This is a genomic window from Streptomyces sp. ADI95-16 (assembly GCF_003721495.1).
GTDB lineage: Bacteria > Actinomycetota > Actinomycetes > Streptomycetales > Streptomycetaceae > Streptomyces > Streptomyces goshikiensis.
On sequence record NZ_CP033581.1, the window covers coordinates 3,145,154 to 3,166,254 of the forward strand.

Annotated in this window: 19 protein-coding genes and 1 tRNA gene; 12 read left to right on the forward strand and 8 right to left on the reverse strand. The window is 73.0% G+C overall.

The window, feature by feature from the left end; genetic code table 11:
- Positions 1-1,608: a dynamin family protein gene (locus EES41_RS13740; RefSeq protein ID WP_174261685.1), complete on the reverse strand. Its 1,608-nt coding sequence runs from the start codon at positions 1,606-1,608 to the stop codon at positions 1-3.
- Positions 1,609-1,941: 333 nt separating this feature from the next.
- On the opposite strand from EES41_RS13740, the gene EES41_RS13745 reads away from it, so the two are divergent.
- A tRNA-Arg gene (locus EES41_RS13745) sits at positions 1,942-2,014 on the forward strand.
- Between the two features lie 163 nt (positions 2,015-2,177).
- Here EES41_RS13745 and EES41_RS13750 read toward each other — a convergent pair.
- Positions 2,178-2,660 (reverse strand): phospholipase, encoded by a 483-nt coding sequence (locus tag EES41_RS13750; RefSeq protein WP_123082435.1) that lies wholly within the window; start codon positions 2,658-2,660, stop codon positions 2,178-2,180.
- 380 nt (positions 2,661-3,040) lie between these two features.
- Between EES41_RS13750 and EES41_RS13755 the strand changes: the two genes are divergently transcribed.
- Positions 3,041-3,562 (forward strand): hypothetical protein, encoded by a 522-nt coding sequence (locus tag EES41_RS13755; protein WP_123078427.1) that lies wholly within the window; start codon positions 3,041-3,043, stop codon positions 3,560-3,562.
- Here the strand turns inward: EES41_RS13755 and EES41_RS13760 are convergent.
- Positions 3,559-4,335: an alpha/beta fold hydrolase gene (locus EES41_RS13760; RefSeq protein ID WP_123078429.1), complete on the reverse strand. Its 777-nt coding sequence runs from the start codon at positions 4,333-4,335 to the stop codon at positions 3,559-3,561. The two genes, EES41_RS13755 and EES41_RS13760, sit on opposite strands and share 4 nt — an antisense overlap.
- Positions 4,336-4,423: 88 nt before the next feature.
- On the opposite strand from EES41_RS13760, the gene EES41_RS13765 reads away from it, so the two are divergent.
- The 5 genes from EES41_RS13765 to EES41_RS13785 all read left to right on the forward strand — a co-directional run bounded on the left by EES41_RS13765 (position 4,424) and on the right by EES41_RS13785 (position 9,581).
- Entirely contained in the window at positions 4,424-5,128 is a 705-nt protein-coding gene (locus EES41_RS13765; RefSeq protein ID WP_254211430.1) for a 4'-phosphopantetheinyl transferase superfamily protein, read from the forward strand.
- Between the two features lie 136 nt (positions 5,129-5,264).
- Positions 5,265-5,708, forward strand: coding sequence for a GNAT family N-acetyltransferase (locus EES41_RS13770; protein ID WP_008741628.1), 444 nt, complete (start codon positions 5,265-5,267; stop codon positions 5,706-5,708).
- Between the two features lie 78 nt (positions 5,709-5,786).
- Complete coding sequence (locus EES41_RS13775) at positions 5,787-6,965, forward strand: S8 family peptidase (RefSeq protein ID WP_254211431.1); 1,179 nt, start codon at positions 5,787-5,789, stop codon at positions 6,963-6,965.
- A 196-nt stretch (positions 6,966-7,161) separates the two neighbouring features.
- Entirely contained in the window at positions 7,162-8,454 is a 1,293-nt protein-coding gene (locus tag EES41_RS13780) for a hypothetical protein (RefSeq protein ID WP_123078436.1), read from the forward strand.
- Between the two features lie 98 nt (positions 8,455-8,552).
- Complete coding sequence (locus EES41_RS13785) at positions 8,553-9,581, forward strand: DUF916 domain-containing protein (RefSeq protein ID WP_164495829.1); 1,029 nt, start codon at positions 8,553-8,555, stop codon at positions 9,579-9,581.
- 159 nt (positions 9,582-9,740) lie between these two features.
- On the opposite strand, the gene EES41_RS13790 is transcribed toward EES41_RS13785, so the two are convergent.
- Genes EES41_RS13790 through iolC form a run of 4 tightly spaced genes read right to left on the reverse strand, consistent with a single transcriptional unit; the run spans position 9,741 to position 14,900 of the window.
- Complete coding sequence (locus tag EES41_RS13790; protein ID WP_123078438.1) at positions 9,741-11,240, reverse strand: CoA-acylating methylmalonate-semialdehyde dehydrogenase; 1,500 nt, start codon at positions 11,238-11,240, stop codon at positions 9,741-9,743.
- Positions 11,241-11,251: 11 nt separating this feature from the next.
- The gene (iolD, locus tag EES41_RS13795; RefSeq protein WP_123078440.1) at positions 11,252-13,120 is read right to left on the reverse strand and encodes a 3D-(3,5/4)-trihydroxycyclohexane-1,2-dione acylhydrolase (decyclizing); all 1,869 of its coding nucleotides are present in this window, start codon (positions 13,118-13,120) and stop codon (positions 11,252-11,254) included.
- Entirely contained in the window at positions 13,117-13,929 is an 813-nt protein-coding gene (iolB, locus tag EES41_RS13800) for a 5-deoxy-glucuronate isomerase (protein ID WP_254211756.1), read from the reverse strand. The genes iolD and iolB overlap by 4 nt, the downstream gene beginning before the upstream one ends.
- Before the next feature lie 14 nt (positions 13,930-13,943).
- Positions 13,944-14,900 (reverse strand): 5-dehydro-2-deoxygluconokinase, encoded by a 957-nt coding sequence (iolC, locus tag EES41_RS13805; RefSeq protein WP_302186156.1) that lies wholly within the window; start codon positions 14,898-14,900, stop codon positions 13,944-13,946.
- A gap of 41 nt (positions 14,901-14,941) precedes the next feature.
- Here iolC and EES41_RS13810 point away from each other — a divergent pair, with 41 nt between their 5' ends.
- The 3 genes from EES41_RS13810 to EES41_RS13820 all read left to right on the forward strand — a co-directional run bounded on the left by EES41_RS13810 (position 14,942) and on the right by EES41_RS13820 (position 17,305).
- On the forward strand, positions 14,942-15,856 hold the full coding sequence (locus tag EES41_RS13810; protein WP_123078444.1) for a sugar phosphate isomerase/epimerase: 915 nt from the start codon (positions 14,942-14,944) through the stop codon (positions 15,854-15,856).
- Positions 15,857-15,881: 25 nt separating this feature from the next.
- Entirely contained in the window at positions 15,882-16,895 is a 1,014-nt protein-coding gene (locus tag EES41_RS13815) for a Gfo/Idh/MocA family protein (RefSeq protein WP_123078446.1), read from the forward strand.
- A gap of 209 nt (positions 16,896-17,104) precedes the next feature.
- On the forward strand, positions 17,105-17,305 hold the full coding sequence (locus EES41_RS13820; RefSeq protein WP_123078448.1) for an AlpA family transcriptional regulator: 201 nt from the start codon (positions 17,105-17,107) through the stop codon (positions 17,303-17,305).
- Positions 17,306-17,437: 132 nt separating this feature from the next.
- Here the strand turns inward: EES41_RS13820 and EES41_RS13825 are convergent, their stop codons facing one another.
- Positions 17,438-19,738, reverse strand: a complete 2,301-nt coding sequence (locus tag EES41_RS13825) for an MMPL family transporter (protein ID WP_123078450.1) — start codon at positions 19,736-19,738, stop codon at positions 17,438-17,440.
- 131 nt (positions 19,739-19,869) lie between these two features.
- Between EES41_RS13825 and EES41_RS13830 the strand changes: the two genes are divergently transcribed.
- Together EES41_RS13830 and EES41_RS13835 are read left to right on the forward strand one after the other, a co-directional pair.
- Positions 19,870-20,544 (forward strand): TetR/AcrR family transcriptional regulator, encoded by a 675-nt coding sequence (locus EES41_RS13830; RefSeq protein ID WP_123078452.1) that lies wholly within the window; start codon positions 19,870-19,872, stop codon positions 20,542-20,544.
- A gap of 145 nt (positions 20,545-20,689) precedes the next feature.
- Positions 20,690-20,995, forward strand: a complete 306-nt coding sequence (locus EES41_RS13835; protein ID WP_008741615.1) for a heavy-metal-associated domain-containing protein — start codon at positions 20,690-20,692, stop codon at positions 20,993-20,995.
- The last annotated feature ends 106 nt before the right edge of the window (positions 20,996-21,101 follow it).

The window sequence follows — 21,101 nt, forward strand, 5'->3', positions numbered from 1 at the left end:
TCACCTCTCCTTCTGCAGTACGGACAGCGCGGCGATCAGCTCGGCCTGTGGTTCCGGAGTCACTTCGAGCGCTTCCAGGGGGGCCAGACGGCGGTCCCGCTCGGCGCGCAGCACCTGGTCGAGGTGGTCTCCGACGAGTTCCCCGCCCCGGTCGCGCAGCCGTACGGCGGCTTGTACGCCGATCCGCTCGGCGAGTTTCTCTCCGGCGGGACGGGCGCGCTTGCCGCCGAGGAGGGCGGCGACGAGGAGGGCGGCGACCGCGTCGGGGTCGGGCGCGGGCTGTCGGTCGAGCTTCGCGACCTCCTCCTCGGCGAGTTCCTCCAGGACGCGCCGCCAGCGCCGTACGGCCATGCCGATGCGTTCCCCCGCTTCGCGGTCGGGGCCGGGCAGGGGCACCGCGGCGGAGGCCGGTTCGCGCCGCCAGGCCTCGGCGATCCGCTCGTCGGCGGCGGCCACGGCGCACTGGAGGAGCGCGGCGAGGGATTCCGCGAGGGAGTCGAGCAGTTCGTCGGCGGTGGTGTCGAGCGGGTAGCCGCGCCACCGGGTCAGCGCGTCCCCGGCGAGGACGGCGCCGTTGTCGAGCCGGCTGCGGACCCGTTTGCCCTCCCTCTTGTACGCGTCCTCGACGGCCGAGGTCAGCCGTACGGCGGCGGCGTGCTGGGCGGCGACGGCGGAGGCGAGCTCCGGCATCCGCCGCTTGAGGGAGTCCAGCGCGCCCAGGGCGGTGCGCCCGACGGCGTACTGGCGGGCGGCCGGGTCCTTCGCGTGGTGGGTGAGCCAGGCGGACAGCGGTGCGACGGCGCTGGCCGGCAGCAGCCCGCCGCCGCCGGCCGATTCGGGCAGTTCGGGCACCGTGAACCGCGGTACCTCTCCCAGCCCGGCCCGGTTGAGCAGCGCTCCGTACTGGCGCGAGACCTCGGCGAGCACCTGGTGCGGGACCCGGTCGAGGACGATGACGAGGGCGGCCTTGTACTGCTTCGCGGTGCGCAGCAGGTGCCAGGGGATGGCATCGGCGTAGCGGGAGGCGGTGGTGACCATGACCCAGACGTCGGCGGCGCAGATGAGTTCGGCGGCGAGGGTCCGGTTCTCGACGACGAGGGAGTCGATGTCGGGGGCGTCGAGGACGGCGAGCCCGCGGGGCAGGGTCGAGACGGTCTCGATCCGCAGCTCGCGGGTGGCGTGCGTGTTCCCGTGGGGGGTGTGGCGCTGTGGGGGTGGAAGGGGATCGTCCTCCTCCTGCGGAGCCCAGACCCGCATCAGATCGGGCAGGACGCGCATCCCCGCGAACCAGTGATGATCATCCGGATGGCAGACGAGCACCGGGGTGCGCGTGGTCGGGCGCAGCACCCCCGCCTCGCTGACCTGCCGTCCGACGAGGGAGTTGACGAGGGTTGATTTGCCGGCCCCGGTCGACCCGCCGACTACGGCGAGCAGCGGCGCCTCGGGCGCCTTGAGCCGGGGTACGAGGTAGTCGTCGAGCTGCGCGAGCAGCTCGGCTCTGGTCTGGCGGGCGCGCGGAGCGCCGGGCAGGGGCAGCGGCAGACGCACGGACGCGACCCGGTCGCGCAGGGCGGACAGGGCATCGAGCAGCTGAGGCCGAACATCCAAGGTCACCACATGCGAAGAATGCCCAATTTGGGGCCATTTTTGAAGCTTATACGCCCCCTGCGCGCCGGGCGCCACTCCGGCAGGACATGATGGACACGGAGGACGAGTGGGGCGCAGGCATAACGAGTGCACAACACCCGGGGCGCCACGGCGCAAAAGCGATGCGAGAATCGCACCTGCCTGCGATTATCGGGACCGCTTCACCGAACCTCCACATCGTGGCACGCGGGTGAAGCAACCGGGACAAGGCAGCCGGAGCCCTATCCTTGACCCGGCACGGACCACAGCCCCACCCCACCCGGGGCTCCAGGCCACCACCACGGCCACCTACCGGCCCCCGTAGCTCAGTGGATAGAGCAGGTGCCTTCTAAGCACTTGGCCGCAGGTTCGAGTCCTGCCGGGGGCACATTTTCTCCATCGACCGGAGCCCTCCCTCAGCGGAGGGCTTTCGTGCTTCCGCGCAGGCCAGCGGCACCCTAGCGAGCGGGTGGTAGCGGCGGCGTAAGCGCTGGGGGCGGGGGTACCGGGTCGCCGCCGGGTCGCCGGTCAGGCGGGTGCCGGGGCACCCTTCAGAGCGTTCTCGGGGTGCTCTTGGGAGCTTCCTTCGGGGCTTTTCCCGGGGCGCCTTTGGCTGCGATGCCGAGGGTCTTGACCGCCTGGTAGTAGGTCCAGGCGGTGCCCGCGCAGGAGGTCCTCCTCGCGCCCGCGTACCGGGCGCAGACCCGCTTGAGGTCCGCGTAGAAGGCGTCGTCCAGACGGGACTTGTTGGCGGAGAAGGAGCCGGCGGCCTTGTAGTTGCGGTAGCCGAAGTCGTGGCGGGCGCAGGAGGCCCGGAAGGGGAAACCGAGCGGGTTGTCCGGGGACGTGGTGCAGTAGTCGGTCGACCAGTCGAACCCGTACGTGACCCAATGGCTTTGGCTGCCGCGCGCCGCCAGCCACGCGTTGTGGCTCGCCGCGCTGGTCTGCGTCCAGCGGCCGAGCACCTGGGGCTTGTCGGCGGGGACGGCGGAGGCGGCGGAGGCGGGGACGGCCACGGCCAGGACGGCGGCCATGGCGGAAGCGAGCAACGCGGATGCGGACAGCACGGATGCGGGGCGTACGGATGCGGGGCGTACGGATGTGGACAGGCCGGGCGCGGACAGGCCGGGCGCGGGGCTGCGGCTCACGGGAATCCTCCGGGAGTTGGCGGTCCGCCGCCCGGACTCCCGGGCGGCGGTGGGGGATCACTCTCGGAGAAGGGATACCGGCGGCCGCCGCGGCCGGGGTGTTTTCCCGGCTGCACCGCCGGAACGGAGTACGGCCCGCGGTCAACCCGGTACTCAGGTAGGACGACCCTGGACTCAGGTATGACGTCGTGTGCTACCTCCGGCAGAGCTTCGGTTCGTCCTGCGGAGGGACGCGCGACAGGCGGTCCACCGCGAACACTTGTCCCATGAACCGCCGTCGCCCGCTCGTCGTCGCCGCAGCCACCGTGGGAGCCCTCGCCACCGCGGCCTTCGCTCTGCCCAACCTTCCGTCCAATCCGGTCACCGATGCCGTCAACGACCGTGTTTTCAAGGAGCGGCAGAAGCGGTTCGCCACCGCCGCCGAGGCGCCGTCGCGTGGCGGGACCGCGTTCGCGCTGCCGTCGTGGATACCGAAGGACGCCACTGACGTACGCATACGGGCGCGCACCAGCGGAGAGGCCCGGCTGATCCGGTTCACCCTGGGCAAGACCCCGCTGGACGGCCCGCAGTGCGCCGCCGGGAACCCGAAGCGGCTCGACGGGACGGAACTCGCGGCGAAGTGGTGGCCGCGGGACACCCGGGCCGAGGAGCGGCCCGAGTGCCGGGACTTCCACCAGTACCAGGTCTCGGTGCGCGGCAAGCACGTCTACGCCTGGACCGATGGGACTCCCTCGCCCGGCTCCCGGATACCCGCCCGGACCACGGCCTCTGCCGCCGCGCCCCGTTAGGCCGGGGCCAGGGCGGCCGCCGCGGCCCGGGCGAAGGCCTCGGGGTTGTCCAGCATGATGTTGTGCCCGCAGTCCGGGACGGAGACGACGGCGACCCCGGCCGCCTCCAGCTCCTCGGCCCCGGCGAGCGGCCCGTCCTCCGCCGGCACCAGGTACGTGCGCGGGATCTTCAGCTCCAGCAGCAGCTCCCGCATGGTGGGCGTGGTGCCTGCGGCGAGGTGGACCGCGGTGCGGTGCAGGGCGGTGCGGTCGGCCAGTCGCATGGTCGACCACCAGTGCGCGCCGACCCGGTCGCGGACCTCGGCCCAGCCGCCGGCGAGGAACTCCTCCTCGGTGTAGGAGGCGATCCGGCTGCTGCCGGCGGTGGGGACGGGGGGCGCCGGGTCCAGGTTGGCGTCCACCAGCACCAGGCGGGAGACCAGCCGGGGGTGCCGGGCGGCCAGCACGATGGCCACCGCGCCGCCCATGCTGTGGGCGATGACCTCGGCGCCGTCCGTACCGCCCGCGCCGGCGGCGTGGAGCGCCTGCGCGAGGGCGTCCGCGTGCGCCTCCAGGGTGTACGAGAACTCCTCGGGCCGGTCGCTGTGCCCGTGCCCCAGCAGGTCGACCAGCAGCGAACGCCGGCCCGCCAGCAGCGGGTGCGTGGCGCTCGCCGCGAAGTAGGCGGGCGAGGTCGAGCCCAGCCCGTGCAGGTATACGCGGGCGGGCTCCGCCCCGGGCAGTTCGGCCCAGCGGATCCGGTCGCCTCCGGATGTCACGGCGGCACTGCGCACGATCGTCGTCCCCCCTGGTCGCGTGCGGTGGAAAGCAGAAAGGATCAACGGTAACCCGCACGTCAACCGCCTCGTCTACCCTCGTCGGGTGACCGAGTACGTGAACCAACTCAGCGGCGCCACACCCCTGATCGGCGCGCCTCCCGCAGGCGTGGAGGTGGCAGTGTGGTCCCTGGACACCACGCTGGCCGCGGTCGGCGGGTTCCGGCTCGACGACGCGCTGCCGGTGCTGGACGCGGCCGAGCGGGAGCGGGCCGGTCGGCTGGTGCGGCCCGGCGACCGCCAGCGGTACCTCGCCTCGCACCTCGGGCTGCGGGTGCTGCTCGGGGGCTACCTGGGGCTGGCGCCGGAGGAGGTCGCGCTGACGCGGGAGGACTGCCCGTGCTGCGGTGCTCCGCACGGCCGCCCGGCGGTCGTCGGGGGCGGGCTCCACTTCTCGCTGTCGCACAGCGGCGACCTGGCGTACTTCGCGTTCGCGGCGGTCACGGTCGGGATCGATGTCGAGGCCGTCCCGGACGCGGCGGCGGTGGCGGATGTGATGACCTCGCTGCACCCGGCGGAGACGGCAGAGCTGGCCGCCCTGCCCGGGGAGGAGCGGCGGGTGGCGCTGGCGCGGGTGTGGTCGCGCAAGGAGGCGTACCTCAAGGGGACGGGCGCCGGCCTGGCCCTCGGGCTGGCCGACCCGTACATCGGGGCGGGCCCGGCTCCGGCGCAGGTGCCGGGGTGGCTGCTGCGGGATCTCGCGTCCCCGCCGGGCTACGCCGCCGCCCTCGCCCTCGCAGTCCGGCACTGAGCCGAACCCACCGCCGGTTGGCCCCGCCCCCGGCGTCCCAAGCGCCCGCCGGGGGCGGCACGGGTGGCGCGGCCGGCTCGCCACGCCGGGTGGAATCACGGTCGCGGCTCGTCGCCCGGCCATTATCGTGACGGCCATGGACATCCGCCCCGCCCGTACCGTCGCCGAATTCCAGGCCGCCGAGGGGCTCTTCGACGGCCCCGCCCGGCTGGACTGGTCCGAGCGCTTCCTGGCCACGCCGGGACACCTGATGCTCATCGCCTACGTCGACGACATCCCCGCCGGGATGGTCTCCGGGGTCGAGATGACCCACCCCGACAAGGGCACGGAGATGTGCCTGTACGAGCTCTCCGTGGACGAGGGCTACCGCCGCCGGGGCATCGGCCGCGCCCTGACCCTGGCCCTCGCCGACGAGGCCCGGGCGCGCGGCTGTTACGGCATGTGGGTCGGCGTGGACACCGACAACGAGGCCGCCCTCGCCACCTACGCCTCCTCCGGAGCCGAGGACGAGGGCGTCTTCGCCATGCGCGGCTGGGTCGTCACCCCGGAGCGGCCCGGTCAGCCGCCGAACCCGAGGTAACTCCCCCGTCGGCGTGTCGTGCGCCCACTCGGCGCACCCTCCGCGCGCCCGCGCCGTGCCTCGCCGAGCATCGGCCGCATGACCGCATTCACCGCGCTGCTCCCGGCCGCCGCCCTGCTCACGGCGGCCACCGTCCTGCCGCCGCCCGCCACCGCCGCAGCCGATTCCGGCGCCGCCGTCGCCCCGTACGTCGTCGTCCTCAAGGAGGCCGGCCCCCGGGCCCCGCTCCGGGCCCTCGCCGCCGAGGCGGCGAAGACGGGCGATCAGGTCGGGGCCGTCTACGACACCGTCCTCGACGGGTTCGCCGTACGCACCACGGCCGCCCGCGCCGCCGCCCTCGCGGCGGACCCCCGGGTGGCTTCGGTGGAGCCGGACGCGGAGTTCCGTACGAGCGACACCCAGACCCAGACGTCCGCGCCCTGGCCACTGGACCGGATCGATCAGCGCGAACTCCCGCTCGACGGCGCCTACGCGTACCCGACGAAGGCGCAGGGGGTCACCGCGTACATCGTGGACACCGGGATCAACACCCTCCACCAGGAGTTCGGCGGGCGCGCCCGGGCCGGCTACAACGCGGTGTTCCTCGAAGGCTCGGCCGACTGCAGCGGCCACGGCACGCACGTCGCGGGGACCGTCGGCGGCGCCACGTACGGGGTGGCGAAGGGGGTCTCACTGATCTCGGTGAAGGTGGCCGACTGCCGGGGCTCCGGGCGCCTGTCGGGGATCCTGAAGGGCCTCGAATGGATGGTGAAGGACGCCGCCAAGGCCCCCGGCACCCCGGCCGTGGCGAACATGAGCATGGGCGGGACCCCCAGCTTCGCCCTGGACTCGGCGGTGAAGCGGGCGGTGCGCGCCGGGATCACCTTCACGGTGGCCGCCGGGAACGAAGGCTCCAACGCCTGCGCCGGGTCGCCGGCCCGCGTCCCGCAGGTCCTCACGGTGGGCGCGACCGACGCCGGGGACCGGCGGGCCCCGTTCTCCGACTACGGCCCCTGCGTGGACCTCTCGGCGCCCGGTGTGGCGGTGACCTCGGCCTGGAAGGGCTCCCCCACCGCCCTCGCCCGGGCGACGGGGACGTCCATGGCGGCCCCGCACGTGACGGGCGTCGCCGCGCTGATCCTCGCGAGTGGCGCGGCGAAGAGCCCGGCGCAGGTGGCCGAGGTCCTGGTGCGCTCCGCCCTGCCGGATCATGTCAGCGGCCTCCCGGCCGGCACCCCGAACCTGCTGCTGCACGTGCCCGGCGGCGCCCCCGCGTAGGGCTCACCAACCGGTCGGTATCCGATGCGCCATCAGACCCGGTCTGATGGCACATCAATTTCTGTGCCCTTCACCCGAAAACAAGTCATTGACTTCTCATCACGGCGACGCGTCAATGTCGGCCACCGCACCGGCTCGACCTCCCCCACACAGCGGGTGGGGGGAGGGGTTCGTCTGACGAAGGAGTCGCGACCCAGTGAGTACAACGTTCCGACGAAGAATTCTGGCCGGGGCGGGCGCGTTGTCCCTGGCCCTGACGGGTGGCCTCGTGGGCTTGACGGGGACGGCGCAGGCCGCGACCAAGACCACAGCGGTGTTCGTGGAGTGCGACGCGCCGGCGCCGCAGCCCGACGGTTCGGGCAATCAGAACTTCACGGTGACCCTCCCGGACGGCGCGAAGGCCGGGGACGTCGTCCCGATCACGATCGACCCGGGCGCCAGCCCGCTGATCCCCCAGTTCGCGGTGACCACCAAGAACACCACCAAGGTCGCCCTGCTCGTGGGCGGCGCCGCGCAGACGGTCACCGGAGCTCCCGAGACAGTCACCGTCACCCCGGGCGTGCCCCTCGACCCGGGCCCGGTCACCGGCACCATCAAGGTCCCGGACGGCACCGAGGGCCTGACGATCGACGTCAAGCTCGACCAGATCGTGACGGACGCCGACCTCGGCGGCACGGTGTTCAGCACCGTCTGCACGCCGAAGCCGCGCCCCAGCGCCGCGCTCGGCTCGATCGCCGTCGCGGCCCTGCCCAAGGACCCGGTCACCACCAGGCTGACGCCCAACAGCGGCAAGGCGGGCACCTCCGTCGTCGCCACCGGCGCCAACTTCCCCGCCGGCGCGGTCACCTGTTCCGCACTGCTCGCCGGTGCGGCCACCGGTGACACCGGCACGGGCTCGGCGGACGCCTCCGGCGCCGCCACCTGCACCGTCACGGTGACCAAGAAGGCCGACGCGATCAAGATCGACGGCTCGATCACCCCGTACAAGTCCTTCGTGTTCCTGGAGGACCAGGCGGGCGTGAAGAACCCGGTCGACGTCGAGGTCCTGCCCGGACCGCTGGCCCTCGGCCCCAAGGACGGCCAGCCGGCCGTCAGTTTCGGCTCGGTCACCATCAACGGCAAGGCGCAGTCGGTGGTCGGCGTGTTCAACGCCGCGACCGTCCAGGACTTCCGCGGCGGTTCGCTGGGCTGGGACGTGACGGCGACGCGGACGCCGTTCCTGAACCAGACGACCGGCCACTCGATGGCGAAGGCGCAGATCGGCATCCAGCCGTCCTGCACGGTGACCAACCCGGACAGCCCGAGCACCTGCACCGCGGGCACGCCCGGCGCGATCTCCGACACCCCGATGAAGGTGGCCTCCCAGGCCGCCGGCGGGGACGAGCTGACCGGTGGTGAGTTCGCCGTCGGCGGCGCGGGGATGATCCAGCTCCCGCCGTTCATGTTCGCCGACACCTACCAGACGGTCGTCACCTTCTCGATCGCCTGACCGGTCCGGCACGGCTCCAAGGTGGTGCGGTGCCCGGGCGCCGCACCACCTCCCGCTTTCCGCCCGGCACCTGCCCGTCCCGTCTGGAGACCCCGCCCATGCGCACCCGCACCTCCCTGTACGGTCTGCTCCTCGGCTTCTTCCTCCTGGGTTCGGGGCTGCTCCAGGCCGCCGCCGCGACGGCGGCGGACAACGGCACCTGGGGGGTCTTCCCGACGCCCCCGGCCGGGGCGGCGATGACGGACCGCGCGTACTTCTTCCACCAGGGCGCCGCCGGGACCACCGTCGGCGACAGCGCGACGATCCTGAACTCCTCCGACCGGGAGATGACGTTCCGCGTCTTCGCGACCGATGCCACGAACACCCGGGCGGGCGGCGCGTTCGCGCTGTTCCCCGTCGAGACGAAGCCCAAGGACGTCGGCACCTGGATCTCGCTGGCCCCGGAGGCCGCGACCACGGTCACGGTGCCGCCCAAGGGCCGCAAGGACATCCCCTTCACGGTGAAGGTCCCCGAGGACGCGACCCCGGGCGACCACGTGGGCGGGATCGTCGCCGTCAACACCGCGGTGGAGGGCGTCCAGAAGGACGGCAAGGTCCAGGTCGGGGTCAGGCGCCAGGTCGGCGCCCGGCTGTACTTCCGGGTGCCGGGGCCGCTGACGCCCGGGCTGAGCGTGGAGAACGTCCGGGTCAGCCGTAGCGCGCCGGTGGTGCCGTGGGTCAAGGACGCCCGGGCCACCGTCTCGTACACCCTGGTCAACCTGGGCAATGCGGTGGTCGAGCCGAAGGTGACGGTGTCCGCCGAGGGATTGTTCGGGCGCGAGGTGCTGGACCGGCCGGCGCGGGATCTGAAGCTGGTGCTGCTGCCCGGCCAGCGCATCGACCTGACGGAACCCTGGCCGGACGCGCCGCAGTTGGACCGGGTGAGCGTCAAGGTCGCGGCGGGGGCGGCGGCCTACCCGGATCTGGCCGCGGAATCCGGGACCACCTTCACCGCGGTGCCGTGGCCGGCCGCGGGCACCGTGCTGCTGCTGGCGGGCGCCGGGATCGCCTTCCTGGTGCTGCGGCGGCGGCGCCCCGCCCCCGGGGAACGGGCGGAGCCCGCAGCGGACTTGGCCGGCGTCCGCTGACCGGCGGGGGCAACGGGACTCGCCCCCCGCGTGAGAGACGCGGAGGGCGAGGGGCCCGGGAAGAGCGGCCCGGGTACGAAGGGCCAGGACGAGGGGCCCGGGTACAAGCGGCCCGGGTACGAGAGGCCCCGGTACGGAGGGCCGGAACCGGCCGATCCGTCAGTGGTTGCGCGGGAATCCGAGGTCCACGCCCGCCGGGGCGTCCGACGGGTCCGGCCAGCGGGTCGTGACGACCTTGCCACGGGTGTAGAAGTGGATGCCGTCGTTCCCGTAGATGTGGTGGTCGCCGAAGAGCGAGTCCTTCCAGCCACCGAAGGAGTGGTAGCCCACCGGCACCGGGATCGGCACGTTGACGCCGACCATGCCCGCCTCGATCTCCAGCTGGAAGCGGCGGGCCGCGCCGCCGTCCCGCGTGAAGATCGCGGTGCCGTTGCCGAACGGCGAGGCGTTGATGAGCGCCACGCCCTCCTCGTAGGTCTCGGCGCGCAGCACGCACAGCACCGGGCCGAAGATCTCGTCACGGTAGGCGTCGGAGTCGGTCTTGACGTTGTCCAGCAGCGACAGGCCGATCCAGTGGCCGTTCTCGTTGCCCTCGACCGTGTAGCCGGTGCCGTCGAGGACGACGTCGGCGCCCTGGGCGGCCGCGCCCGTGACGTACGAGGCGACCTTGTCGCGGTGGGCGGCGGTGATCAGCGGGCCCATCTCGGAGGCCGGGTCGTTGCCGGGGCCGATCTTGATCTTCTCGGCGCGCTCGCGGATCTTCTCGACCAGCGCGTCACCGATCGAGCCGACGGCGACGACGGCGGAGATCGCCATGCAGCGCTCACCGGCCGAGCCGTAGGCGGCCGAGACCGCCGCGTCGGCGGCCGCGTCCAGGTCGGCGTCCGGCAGCACCAGCATGTGGTTCTTGGCGCCGCCCAGTGCCTGGACGCGCTTGCCGTTGGCGGAGGCGGTGGTGTGGATGTGGCGGGCGATCGGGGTGGAGCCGACGAAGGACACGGCCGCGATGCCGGGGTGCGCGAGCAGCGCGTCGACGGCCTCCTTGTCGCCGTGCACCACGTTCAGCACGCCGTCGGGCAGACCGGCCTCGCTCATCAGCTCGGCCAGCTTGTTGGAGGCCGACGGGTCCTTCTCGCTCGGCTTGAGGATGAAGGTGTTTCCGCAGGCCACGGCCAGCGGGAACATCCACATCGGGACCATCGCCGGGAAGTTGAACGGGGTGATGCCGGCGACCACGCCGAGGGGCTGGCGGATCGAGGAGACGTCCACGCGGTTCGAGACGGACGTGGAGAGCTCGCCCTTGAGCTGCGTGGTGATCCCACAGGCCAGCTCGACGATCTCCAGGCCGCGCGCGACCTCGCCCAGCGCGTCCGAGTGCACCTTGCCGTGTTCGGCGGTGATCAGCTCGGCGATCGCGTCACGGTTGGCGTCCAGCAGGGCGCGGTAGGCGAACAGCACCTTGGTGCGGGCGGCGAGCGAGGACTGGCCCCAGGTCTGGAAGGCCTCCTTCGCCACCTGTACCGCCGCGTCGACCTCGGCGGCCGAGGCGAGGGCGACCTGCGTGGTGACCTCGCCGGTCGCGGGGTCGGTGACCGGGCCGTAGTTGCCCGACGCGCCCTCGACGGTCTTGCCACCGATCCAGTGGTTGACGGTCTTCATGCCTTGCTCCTTCACAGATGGCGACGTCGCTGCGCGGCTTGCCGGTCGTACTCTTCGCGGGCCAGGGCCGCCGCCGCACGGGTCGCGGTCTCGGCCACGGGAACATCCCACCACGCCTGTGCCGGAGGTGGGCCCGACACTGTGTCGGGTGTTCGGGTCTGTGCGTAGACACATGTGGGACGGTCCGCAGCTCGCGCCTCGGCGAGGGCTTTGCGCAGGTCACCGATGGTGCGGGTGCGGATGACGGCCATCCCGAGGGAGGCGGCGTTGGCCGCGAGGTCCACGGGCAGCGGCGCCCCGCTGTACACACCGTCCACCGCCCGGAAGCGGTACGCCGTCCCGAAGCCCTCGCCGCCCACCGCCCCGGAGAGGCCTCCGATCGAGGCGTAGCCGTGGTTGTCGAGGATGACCAGCTTGATCGGAATGCCCTCTTGCACGGCGGTGACGATCTCGGTCGGGTTCATCAGGTACGTCCCGTCGCCGACCAGGGCCCACACCGGGCGCCCGGGCGCGGCCAGCGACACCCCGATGGCGGCGGGGATCTCGTAGCCCATGCAGGAGTACCCGTACTCCACGTGGTACTGGTCGGCGGACCGGGCCCGCCAGAGCTTGTGCAGGTCGCCGGGGAGGGATCCGGCGGCGTTGATCAGGATGTCGCCGTCGTCGACGAGCGCGTCGAGCAGCCCGAGCACCTGGGCCTGGGTCGGGGCGTCGTCCTCGCCGGAGGCGGCGTAGGCACGGTCGACGCGCTCCTCCCAGAGCCGTTTCCTTTCTTTGTACGTCGACTCGTACGCGGTGTCCACGTGGTACCCGGAAACCGCCCGGCGGAGCCCCTCCAGTCCTTCGCGCGCGTCGCTCACGAGGGGCCGGGCGGCGAGTTTGTGGGCGTCGAACGGGTCGAGGTTCAGCCCGAGGAACCGGACGGCCGGGTTCTGGAACAGCGTCGCGGAGGCGGTGGTGAAGTCCGTCAGCCGGGTCCCGGCGGCGATCACCAGGTCGGCCTCCCGCGCCAGCCCGTCGGCGGTCCCGGTCCCCGTGTGCCCGACCCCGCCCACCTCGGCGGGATGGTCGTACGGCAGGGCCCCCTTGCCCGCCTGGGTGGTGGCCACGGGGATCCCGGTGGCCTCGGCGAACTCCGCCAGGGCGGCCTGTGCCCCGCTGTGCCGGATCCCGCCGCCCGCGATCAGCAGGGGCCGCGCGGAGCCCCGTACCGCCTCGGCGGCGTCGGCGAGCTCGACCTCGTCGGGCCGGGGCCTGCGTACGCCCCACACCCGCTCGCGGAAGAACTCCTCGGGCCACTCCCACGCCTCGGCCTGCACGTCCTGCGGCAGCGCGAGCGTGACGGCGCCGGTCTGCACCGGGTCGGTGAGCACCCGCACGGCCTGGAGGGCGGCCGGGATCAGGGCCTCGGGCCGCATGACGCGGTCGAAGAAGCGGGAGACGGGCCGCAGGGTGTCGTTGACGGAGACGTCGCCCGCGTAGGGGACTTCCAGCTGCTGGAGCACCGGATCGGCCGGCCGTGTGGCGAAGCTGTCCCCGGGCAGCAGGAGCACCGGGATCCGGTTGATGGTGGCGAGGGCCGCCCCGGTCACGAGGTTCGTCGCCCCGGGGCCGATGGAGGTGGTGACGGCGTGCGCGGACAGCCGGCCGCTCTGGCGGGCGAACCCGACGGCGGCGTGCACCATGGCCTGCTCGTTGCGGCCCTGGAGGAACGGCATCTCCTCGTGGCCGGTCTCCAGGAGCGCCTGGCCGATGCCGGCGACGTTGCCGTGGCCGAAGATCCCCCAGGTGGCGGCGATGAGCCGGTGGCGGTGGCCGTCCCGCTCGGTGTACTGGCGCGCGAGGAAGCGGACGAGGGCCTGCGCGACGGTGAGCCTCATCGGTTCTGGTCCTCCGCCCGGTAGAAGGGGAGCCGGGGATCGACGTCCTGAGCGGCCCAGGTGCCCCGGATCCAGCCGTGGTCGGGGTGATCGCGGATCAGCCACTCCCGGGGCGGGCCCGGCGGCCCGGCCATCACATTGAGGTAGTACATGTCGTGCCCGGGCGCGGCGATGGACGGCCCGTGCCAGCCGTCCGGAATCAGCACCGCGTCCCCGCTCCTCACCTCCGCGAGGATGTCGGTCTTCCCCGCCGGGGAAGGGGTGACACGCTGGTAGCCCAGGCCGGGTGTGTCCCCGTGGGGGGCGATCTCGAAGTAGTAGATCTCCTCCAGCCGGGACTCCACGCCGGGGTGGTCCTCGTCGTGCTTGTGGGGCGGGTACGAGGACCAGTTGCCGCCGGGGGTGAGCACCTCGACGGCGATGAGGCGGTCGCAGTCGAAGGCGTCGGCGGCCGCGAAGTTGTTGACCTGGCGCGAGCACCGGCCGGCCCCGCGCAGCTCCACGGACACGTCCGCCGCCGCCCCGTACCGGGCGGTCAGCCGCCGCTCGCACCGGGCTCCGACCAGTGCGAACCGCCCTCCTGCGGCGGAGGTGATCTCGGCTTGCGCGTCCCGGGGCAGGTAGGCGAAGTCGCTGACCGCGCTGAACACGCTCTCCCGCCCCCGCAGTTCGAAGACCTCCGACGGCTCCGCGCGGCGGACCGCGCACGCGCCGGCCAGCGGGAGGACGATCCACTCCCGCTCACCGCACGCGTGCGCGTACGTCTGACCCGCCTCCAGCGTCAGCACCCGCAGCGCGGTGTGCCCCATCTCGTGCGAAGCGGTCACCGGCACGACTCCAGCACCTCCTCCACCTCGGCGGGGAACGGCATCGCCGTCGAGCACGCCAGCCGCGAGGCCACGATCGCCCCGGCCGCGTTCGCGTACCGCGTCATCCGCTCCACGTCCCACCCGGCGAGCAGTCCGTGGCAGAGCGCGCCGCCGAAGGCGTCGCCCGCCCCGAGGCCGTTGACCACCTCGACCGGGACGGGCGGGACCTCGACCACCGTGCCGTCGCGGTGCACCGCGAGCACTCCCTCGGGGCCCTGTTTGACCACGGCCAGCTCCACCCCGGCGGCCAGCAGCGCCCGCGCCGCCGCGTACGGCTCCTTCTCACCCGTCGCGATCGCGCACTCCTGCGCGTTGCCCACCGCGACGGTCGCCAGCCCCAGCGCCCGCTCGTACCAGGGCTCCGGATCCCCGGACCACAGCATCGGCCGCCAGTCCAGGTCGAAGACGGTGGTCCCGGACTTGGCCCGGGCCTCCAGCGCGGCCAGCGTCGCGGCGCGGCTGGGCTCCTGGCTCAAGCCCGTTCCCGTCATCCAGAACACCTTCGCGGCCCGGACCGCCCCGGTGTCCACCTCCCCGGGTTCGATCTCCAGGTCGGGGGCCTTGGGCGAGCGGTAGAAGTACAGCGGGAAGTGGTCCGGCGGGAAGATCTCGCAGAACGTCACCGGCGTGGGGTACGCCGCCACCTCCGTCACCCACCGGTCATCGACCCCGAACCCCCTCAGCTCCGCCCGCAGATACGCCCCGAAGGGATCCGCCCCGGTCCGGGTGATCACCGCCACCCGGCGTCCCAGCCGGGCCGCCGCGACCGCGACGTTCGTCGGCGATCCGCCGAGGAACTTCCCGAAGGTGTCCGCCTCCGCGAGCGGTACGCCCGTTCTCAGCGGGTAGAGATCCACCCCGATCCGCCCCATCGTGATCAGGTCGAAAACGTTGTCGTCCCCGGTCGTCACCGGCAGTCCTCCCACTCGTCTCGCACTCTAAGGTGGCCGTCATGACCTCCTCCCCACCCCCGTTGACGCGTATCCGCGTCGGTTCGGCTCCGGACTCCTGGGGTGTCTGGTTTCCCGACGACCCCCGGCAGACGCCTTGGGAGCGTTTCCTCGACGAGGTGGCCGACGCCGGCTACGAGTGGATCGAGCTCGGCCCGTACGGCTACCTCCCCACCGATCCCGCCCGACTCGCCGACGAGACCGCCAAGCGCGGGCTCCGCGTCTCGGCCGGGACCGTCTTCACCGGACTTCATCACGGGCCCGCCGTATGGGAGGACACCTGGGAGCACGTGTCGCGGATCGCGGCGCTCACCCAGGCCATGGGCGCGGCGCATCTCGTCGTGATCCCGTCGTTCTGGCGGGACGACAAGACGGGCGAGGTGCTGGAGGACCGCGTCCTCACCCCCGGGCAGTGGCGCGAACTGACCTCCCAGACCGAGCGGCTGGGCCGGGAGGTCGCGGACCGCTACGGGCTGCGGATCGTCGTCCACCCGCACGCCGACACCCACATCGACACCCCGCAGAACGTGGCGCGCTTCCTGGACGCCACCGATCCGGAGCTGGTCTCGCTCTGTCTGGACACCGGGCACTACGCGTACTGCGGGGGCGACAGCGTCCAGGCCATCGAGGCCTTCGGCGAGCGGATCGGCTACCTCCACCTCAAGCAGGTGGACCCGGCGGTCCTCGCCGAAGTGGTGTCCGGGCAGGTGCCGTTCGGCCCGGCCGTGGCCCGGGGGGTGATGTGCGAGCCGCCGTCGGGGGTGCCCGCGCTGGAGCCCGTGCTGGCGGCCGCGCAGCGGCTCGGGGTGGACCTCTTCGCCATCGTGGAGCAGGACATGTACCCCTGCCCGCCGGAGAAGCCACTGCCGATCGCCCGCCGCACCCGCTCCTACCTGCGCTCCTGCGGCGCACGCTGACCACCGCACCGGAAGGACTTCGCACATGAGCAGCACGCTCGGCATCGCCGTCATCGGCGCCGGGAGGATGGGCGCCGACCACGTCCGCCGGATCGGCCGCACCGTCGGCGGGGCCCGGGTGGTGGCGGTGGCCGACCCGGACGGGGACCGGGTCAAGGAGGTCGTCCGGGGCCTGGAGGGGGCCTGCGCGTACACCGACGCGGCGGCGGCCGTCGCGGCTCCCGGGGTGGAGGCCGTACTGATCGCCTCGACGGGGCCCGCCCATGAGGAAGCGATCCTGCTGGCCCTGGGGCGGGAGCTGCCGGTGCTGTGCGAGAAGCCGCTGACGCCGGAGCCGGCGGGGGCGCTGCGCGTCATGGAGGCGGAGCAGCGCCTCGGCCGAAGACTCGTCCAGGTGGGCTTCATGCGGCGCTACGACGCCGAGTACGAGCGGCTGAAGGAACTGCTGGACGCGGGCGGCCTCGGGCGGCCACTGTTCCTGCACTGCCGGCACCGCAATGCTCTCTCGCCCTCGTGGTTCACCAGCGACATGCTGATCAGCGACTCGGTGGTGCACGAGGTGGACGCCGCCCGCTGGCTGCTGGACCAGGAGATCACGGCCGTCTCCGTGCTCTCCCCGACGCCCTCCTCGGCGGCCCCCGAGGGGCTGCGCGATCCCCGGCTGGTGCTGCTGGAGACCTCCGGCGGGGCGATCGTGGACGTGGAGATCTTCGTCAACTGCGGTTTCGGCTACCAGGTGCAGTGCGAGGCGGTCGGCGAATCGGGCAGCGCCCGGATCGGCGACGGCCACGCGATGGTCGTCCAGTCCGCCGGCCGGTGGGGCGGGGAGATCGCCCAGGACTTCACCGTACGGTTCGCCGACGCCTACGACCGCCAGCTGCGGCGCTGGGTGGCCCAGGCCGCCCGGGGCCGGGCCGAAGGCCCGACGGCCTGGGACGGCTACGCCGCGGCCGCCGTCTGCGAGGCGGGCCTGACCGCCGCGCGCACCGGCGTCCGCACCGCCGTCGAACTGACCGAGCGGCCGCCCTTGTACCGCTGAATTACGTACCGCTTCTGTCACAGACGTCACCCTTGTGTCACGGATGTCCGCATTACGCGGGTCTTGAGTCACAGCCGGGCGACAGCCACTCCCCTGCCTTCACCGTGCGTCGTTCTCCGGGCACTACCCGAGTGATCGTCACTGTCCACGCGCCGGCTCCCCGACGGCCTCCCGGCCGGCCCCGCGGCGTGGACCAGGAGGTGTCGTTGATGAGCGACCGACAGCTGTGGTCGTACAAGGAGATCGCCGCCCACATTCAGGTCCGGCCTGACACCGTGCGCTCCTACCGCAAGCACGGGCTGCTCCCCTCGCCGGACCACGTGGAGAGCGGCAAGCCGTACTGGTACGCCGACACCATCCGCACCTGGGTGACCCACCGCCCCGGCAACCGGAGCCGCCGCGAGGGCTGACCGGTGAAGCCGGGGCCACGGACGGGGCCCGCCCCGGGCACCCAGCCCGCCCCGGCCACCCCGTCCGGCCCGGGCACCCCGTCCGGGCCGGCCACACGGCCCGCCCGGCCCGGCTAGCTCCGGGCGGCCCGGCTAGCTCCGGGCGGCGGGTACCTTCTCCCGCGTCACGGCCTCCGGGTGCGGACCGGCCGGGACCGCGGCCGGCGCGGACTCCCCCTCGCTCAGCCCGAACCGCGCATGGAGCCTGCGCAGCGGGCCCGGCGCCCACCAGGTGGCCTTCCCGGTCAGCTTCATGACCGCCGGGACCAGCAGGCTCCGGACGACCATCGCGTCCATCAGCACGGCCAGCGCGATCCCGAGGCCCAGCATCTTGGTGTTGGTGACCCGGGAGGTGCCGATGGCCACCATCACCACCGCCAGGATCACGGCCGCCGCGGTGATCAGCCCGCCCGTGCGGGCCAGCCCGGTGCGCACCGCCCCCTCATGGTCCCCGGTGCGGTCGTACTCCTCCTTGATCCGGGAGATGAGGAACACCCCGTAGTCCATGGAGAGTCCGAAGGCGATGCAGAACATCAGCACCGGCAGGGTGGTCTCGATGCCCCCGGTGGAGGTGAAGGCGAGGAAGCCGGAGAGGTGACCCTCCTGGAACACCCACACCACCGCCCCGAACATCGCCGTCAGGCTCAGCGCGTTGAGCAGCACCGCCTGAAGGGGTATCAGCACGCTGCCGGTGAGCAGGAAGACCAGCAGCAGCGTGGCCAGCACCACCAGCGCCAGCGCGGCGGGCAGCTTCTCGGCTATGGCCTTCTGGGCATCGACGAGCACCGCCGCCTGCCCGGCCACCGAGGTCTCGAACGGGGCCTGGACCTCCCGCACCTCGCCGACCAGTTCCTGGGCCCGCTGCCCCACGGCCTCGCCCTCGGTGACCACCGAGAAGTAGGCGTACCGCGCGCCCGGTCCGGAGCTGACCGGCCCGTCCACCCGGGCCACCCCTTCCAGGCCGGCCACCCGCTCCCGGTAGGCGTCGAGGTCACCGGCGCCGGCGGCGCCCTCGGTCAGGACGATCAGCCCGCCGCCGGGGCTGCCCGGGAAGCCGTCCCGGATCTGCTGCTGCACCACATGCGAGGCGGCCGTCTTCGGCAGCTGCCGGTCGTCCACGGTGCCGAACTTGATCCCGAGGAAGGGCACTCCGAGGAGCAGCAGGCCGGCCGTGCTGACGAAGGCGAAGAGCGGGGCCCGGCGCATCACCAGCGCGGTCGTCCGCGCCCAGCCCCGCCCCTCCCCGCCCGCGGCCCCGGCCCCGGTACCGGCCCCGGTACCGGCCGCCGCCGTGCCCCGGCCCCGCCGCCACAGGCGCCGCAGGTCGAGGGAGTTGACCCGCTCCCCGAGCAGCACCAGCGCCGCCGGAAGCAGGATCAGGGCGGCCGCCGCCGCGAGGAGGACCACCGCGACCCCGGCGTAGGCGAAGGAACGCAGGAAGTACATGGGGAAGAACAGCATCGCGGAGAGCGCGACCGCGACCGTCAGGGCCGAGAACAGCACCGTCCGCCCGGCGGTGCGCAAGGTGGCCCCGACGGCGGCCACCGGGTCCCGCCCGGCCGCGAGCTCCTCTCGGAACCTGCGCACGATGAACAGGGCGTAGTCGATGGCGAGTCCGAGGCCGAGCGCGGTGGTGAGGTTCTGGGCGAAGACGGAGACCTCGGTGAACTCGGTGAGCCCGCGCAGCACGGCGTTGGTGCCGAGGATGGCGACGATGCCGACGCCGAGCGGCAGCATGGCCGCGACGGCGCTGCCGAAGACGAGGATCAGCAGCACGAGCGTCACCGGGAGGGCGATCAGCTCGGCGCGGAGCAGGTCCTCCTGGATGGTGGTGGTCACCTCCCGCTGGACGGCGACCGGTCCTCCGAGGGAGACGCGCAGCGGCCCGTGCTCCCCCTGGTAGCGCGGGGCGATCCGCTCCAGCACCCGGGTGGCGGTCTTCTCGTCCCCGAGCACGCGGGCGGCGATCAGCGCCTGTCTGCCGTCCTCGGAGCGCAGGGCGGGCATCGGGGTCCGCCAGTAGGAGCCGACGCCCGTCACCCCCGGCTCGGCGGCGAGGAGCCCGGTCAGCCGCTCGGCCTCGGCGGCGACGGCCGGGTCGTCCACCCCGGCCCCCGCCCCGGCCCCGGACCGGGGCCCGGCGTCCACGAGCAGCAGCAGATTGGGCTGGGAGGCCGGGAACTCGCGCTCCAGGGCCTTGGTGGCGTAGGTGGACCGGGCGCCCGGGTCCTCCCAGCCGCCGCTGCCCATCCGGTCGGCGACGCCACCGCCCGCGAACACGGCCAGCGCCGTGACCACGAGGGCGAGCAGCAGCGAGAGCCGCGGCCGGGCGGTGACGAACCGGGTCCACCGGCCGCTCTCCCCGGGCGACGGCGGGTTTTTGACTTCGGACATGACTCGGTGTCCCCTTCACCGTGATTGCCAGGCCAAATAGACTGGCAAACACGAGCAGTCGCTCGCGTTTCTCCAGAATGCGAGCGTCCTCTCGCGTTTGTCAATCGCCCACGGGAAGCAAGGGATTGGACATGCCGGAGAGCCCCCAGACCCAGCCGACGGACGAAAAGGGAGAAAAGACCCCAGAAGCGGCGACCGCCCCGCGCCGCCGCCAGGCGCGCGGGGAACGCCGGATCGCCCAGCTCCTCCAAGCCGCCGCCGGCGTGTTCTGCCGCACCGGCTACGCCGCCGCCAGCACCAACGCCATCGCCCGCGAGGCCGGCGTCTCACCGGGCACGCTGTACCAGTTCTTCCCGAACAAGGAGGCCATCGCCGTCGAGCTCGGGGGCCGGCTGCTGCACGACGCGCACGAGACGCACGGCCAGGCCTTCCTGCCGGAGAACCTGCACAAGCCGCTGCCCGAGCTGATCGACGCCGTCCTCGACCCGGTGATCGCCTTCAACTGCGAGAACCCGGCCTTCTGGGCCCTCATGCACGGCTCCGGCGTCCCCGGCATCCAGCAGGAGCACGAGGAATTGCACACCGGCCTGCTGACCCGGGTCGAGGACGTCCTGCGCAGCTTCTGCCCGGACAGCACGCCCGCCGAGCTCACCCGCGTCTCCAACATGATCCTGGGCATCTTCAAGGCCTCGCTCGACCTGATCCTGGCGACCGAGGGCGCCGAGCGAGCCTCGTACGTCGCCGAGCTGAAGGCCGTACTGCTGCGCTACCTGGAGCCGATGATCACCGAACCCCACCCCCTCTGACCCGCCGCCACGCGCGAAAAGATCCCCGGGAGATGCTCGCCTGATACCCCCTAGGGGTATAGTCTCCATAGTGCCGGGGAGACGGTGGGCGCATCCATCGCCCTTTCCGGCACCGGACACGCAAGCCCCCGAAGAGGAGAACGACATGACCGCCGAGACGGAAATCCAGCAGTCGACCGGTTCCTGCTGCTCCCCCGCAGGCTCCTGCCACGACACCGCCGCCGACGTCCAGATCGGCGCCGTCACCACCGTCTACCGGGTGACCGGCATGACCTGCGGTCACTGCGAGGGCGCCGTGACCGCCGAGCTCACCGCCCTGCCGGGGGTCAGCTCCGTCAAGGCCGTCGCCGCGACCGGCGAGGTCACCGTGGTCTCCGCCGCCCCGCTCGCCGAGGACGACGTCCGCGCCGCCGTGGACGAGGCCGGGTACGAACTCGCCGGCCAGGCCTGACCCGAGCCGGCCCGAGCCGACCAGGCCCGAGCCGACCGTACGCGTCACGCAGTACCCCGCCGGGCCGTACCGACCAGCTCATACTGGTTCCGTACGGCCCGGCCCT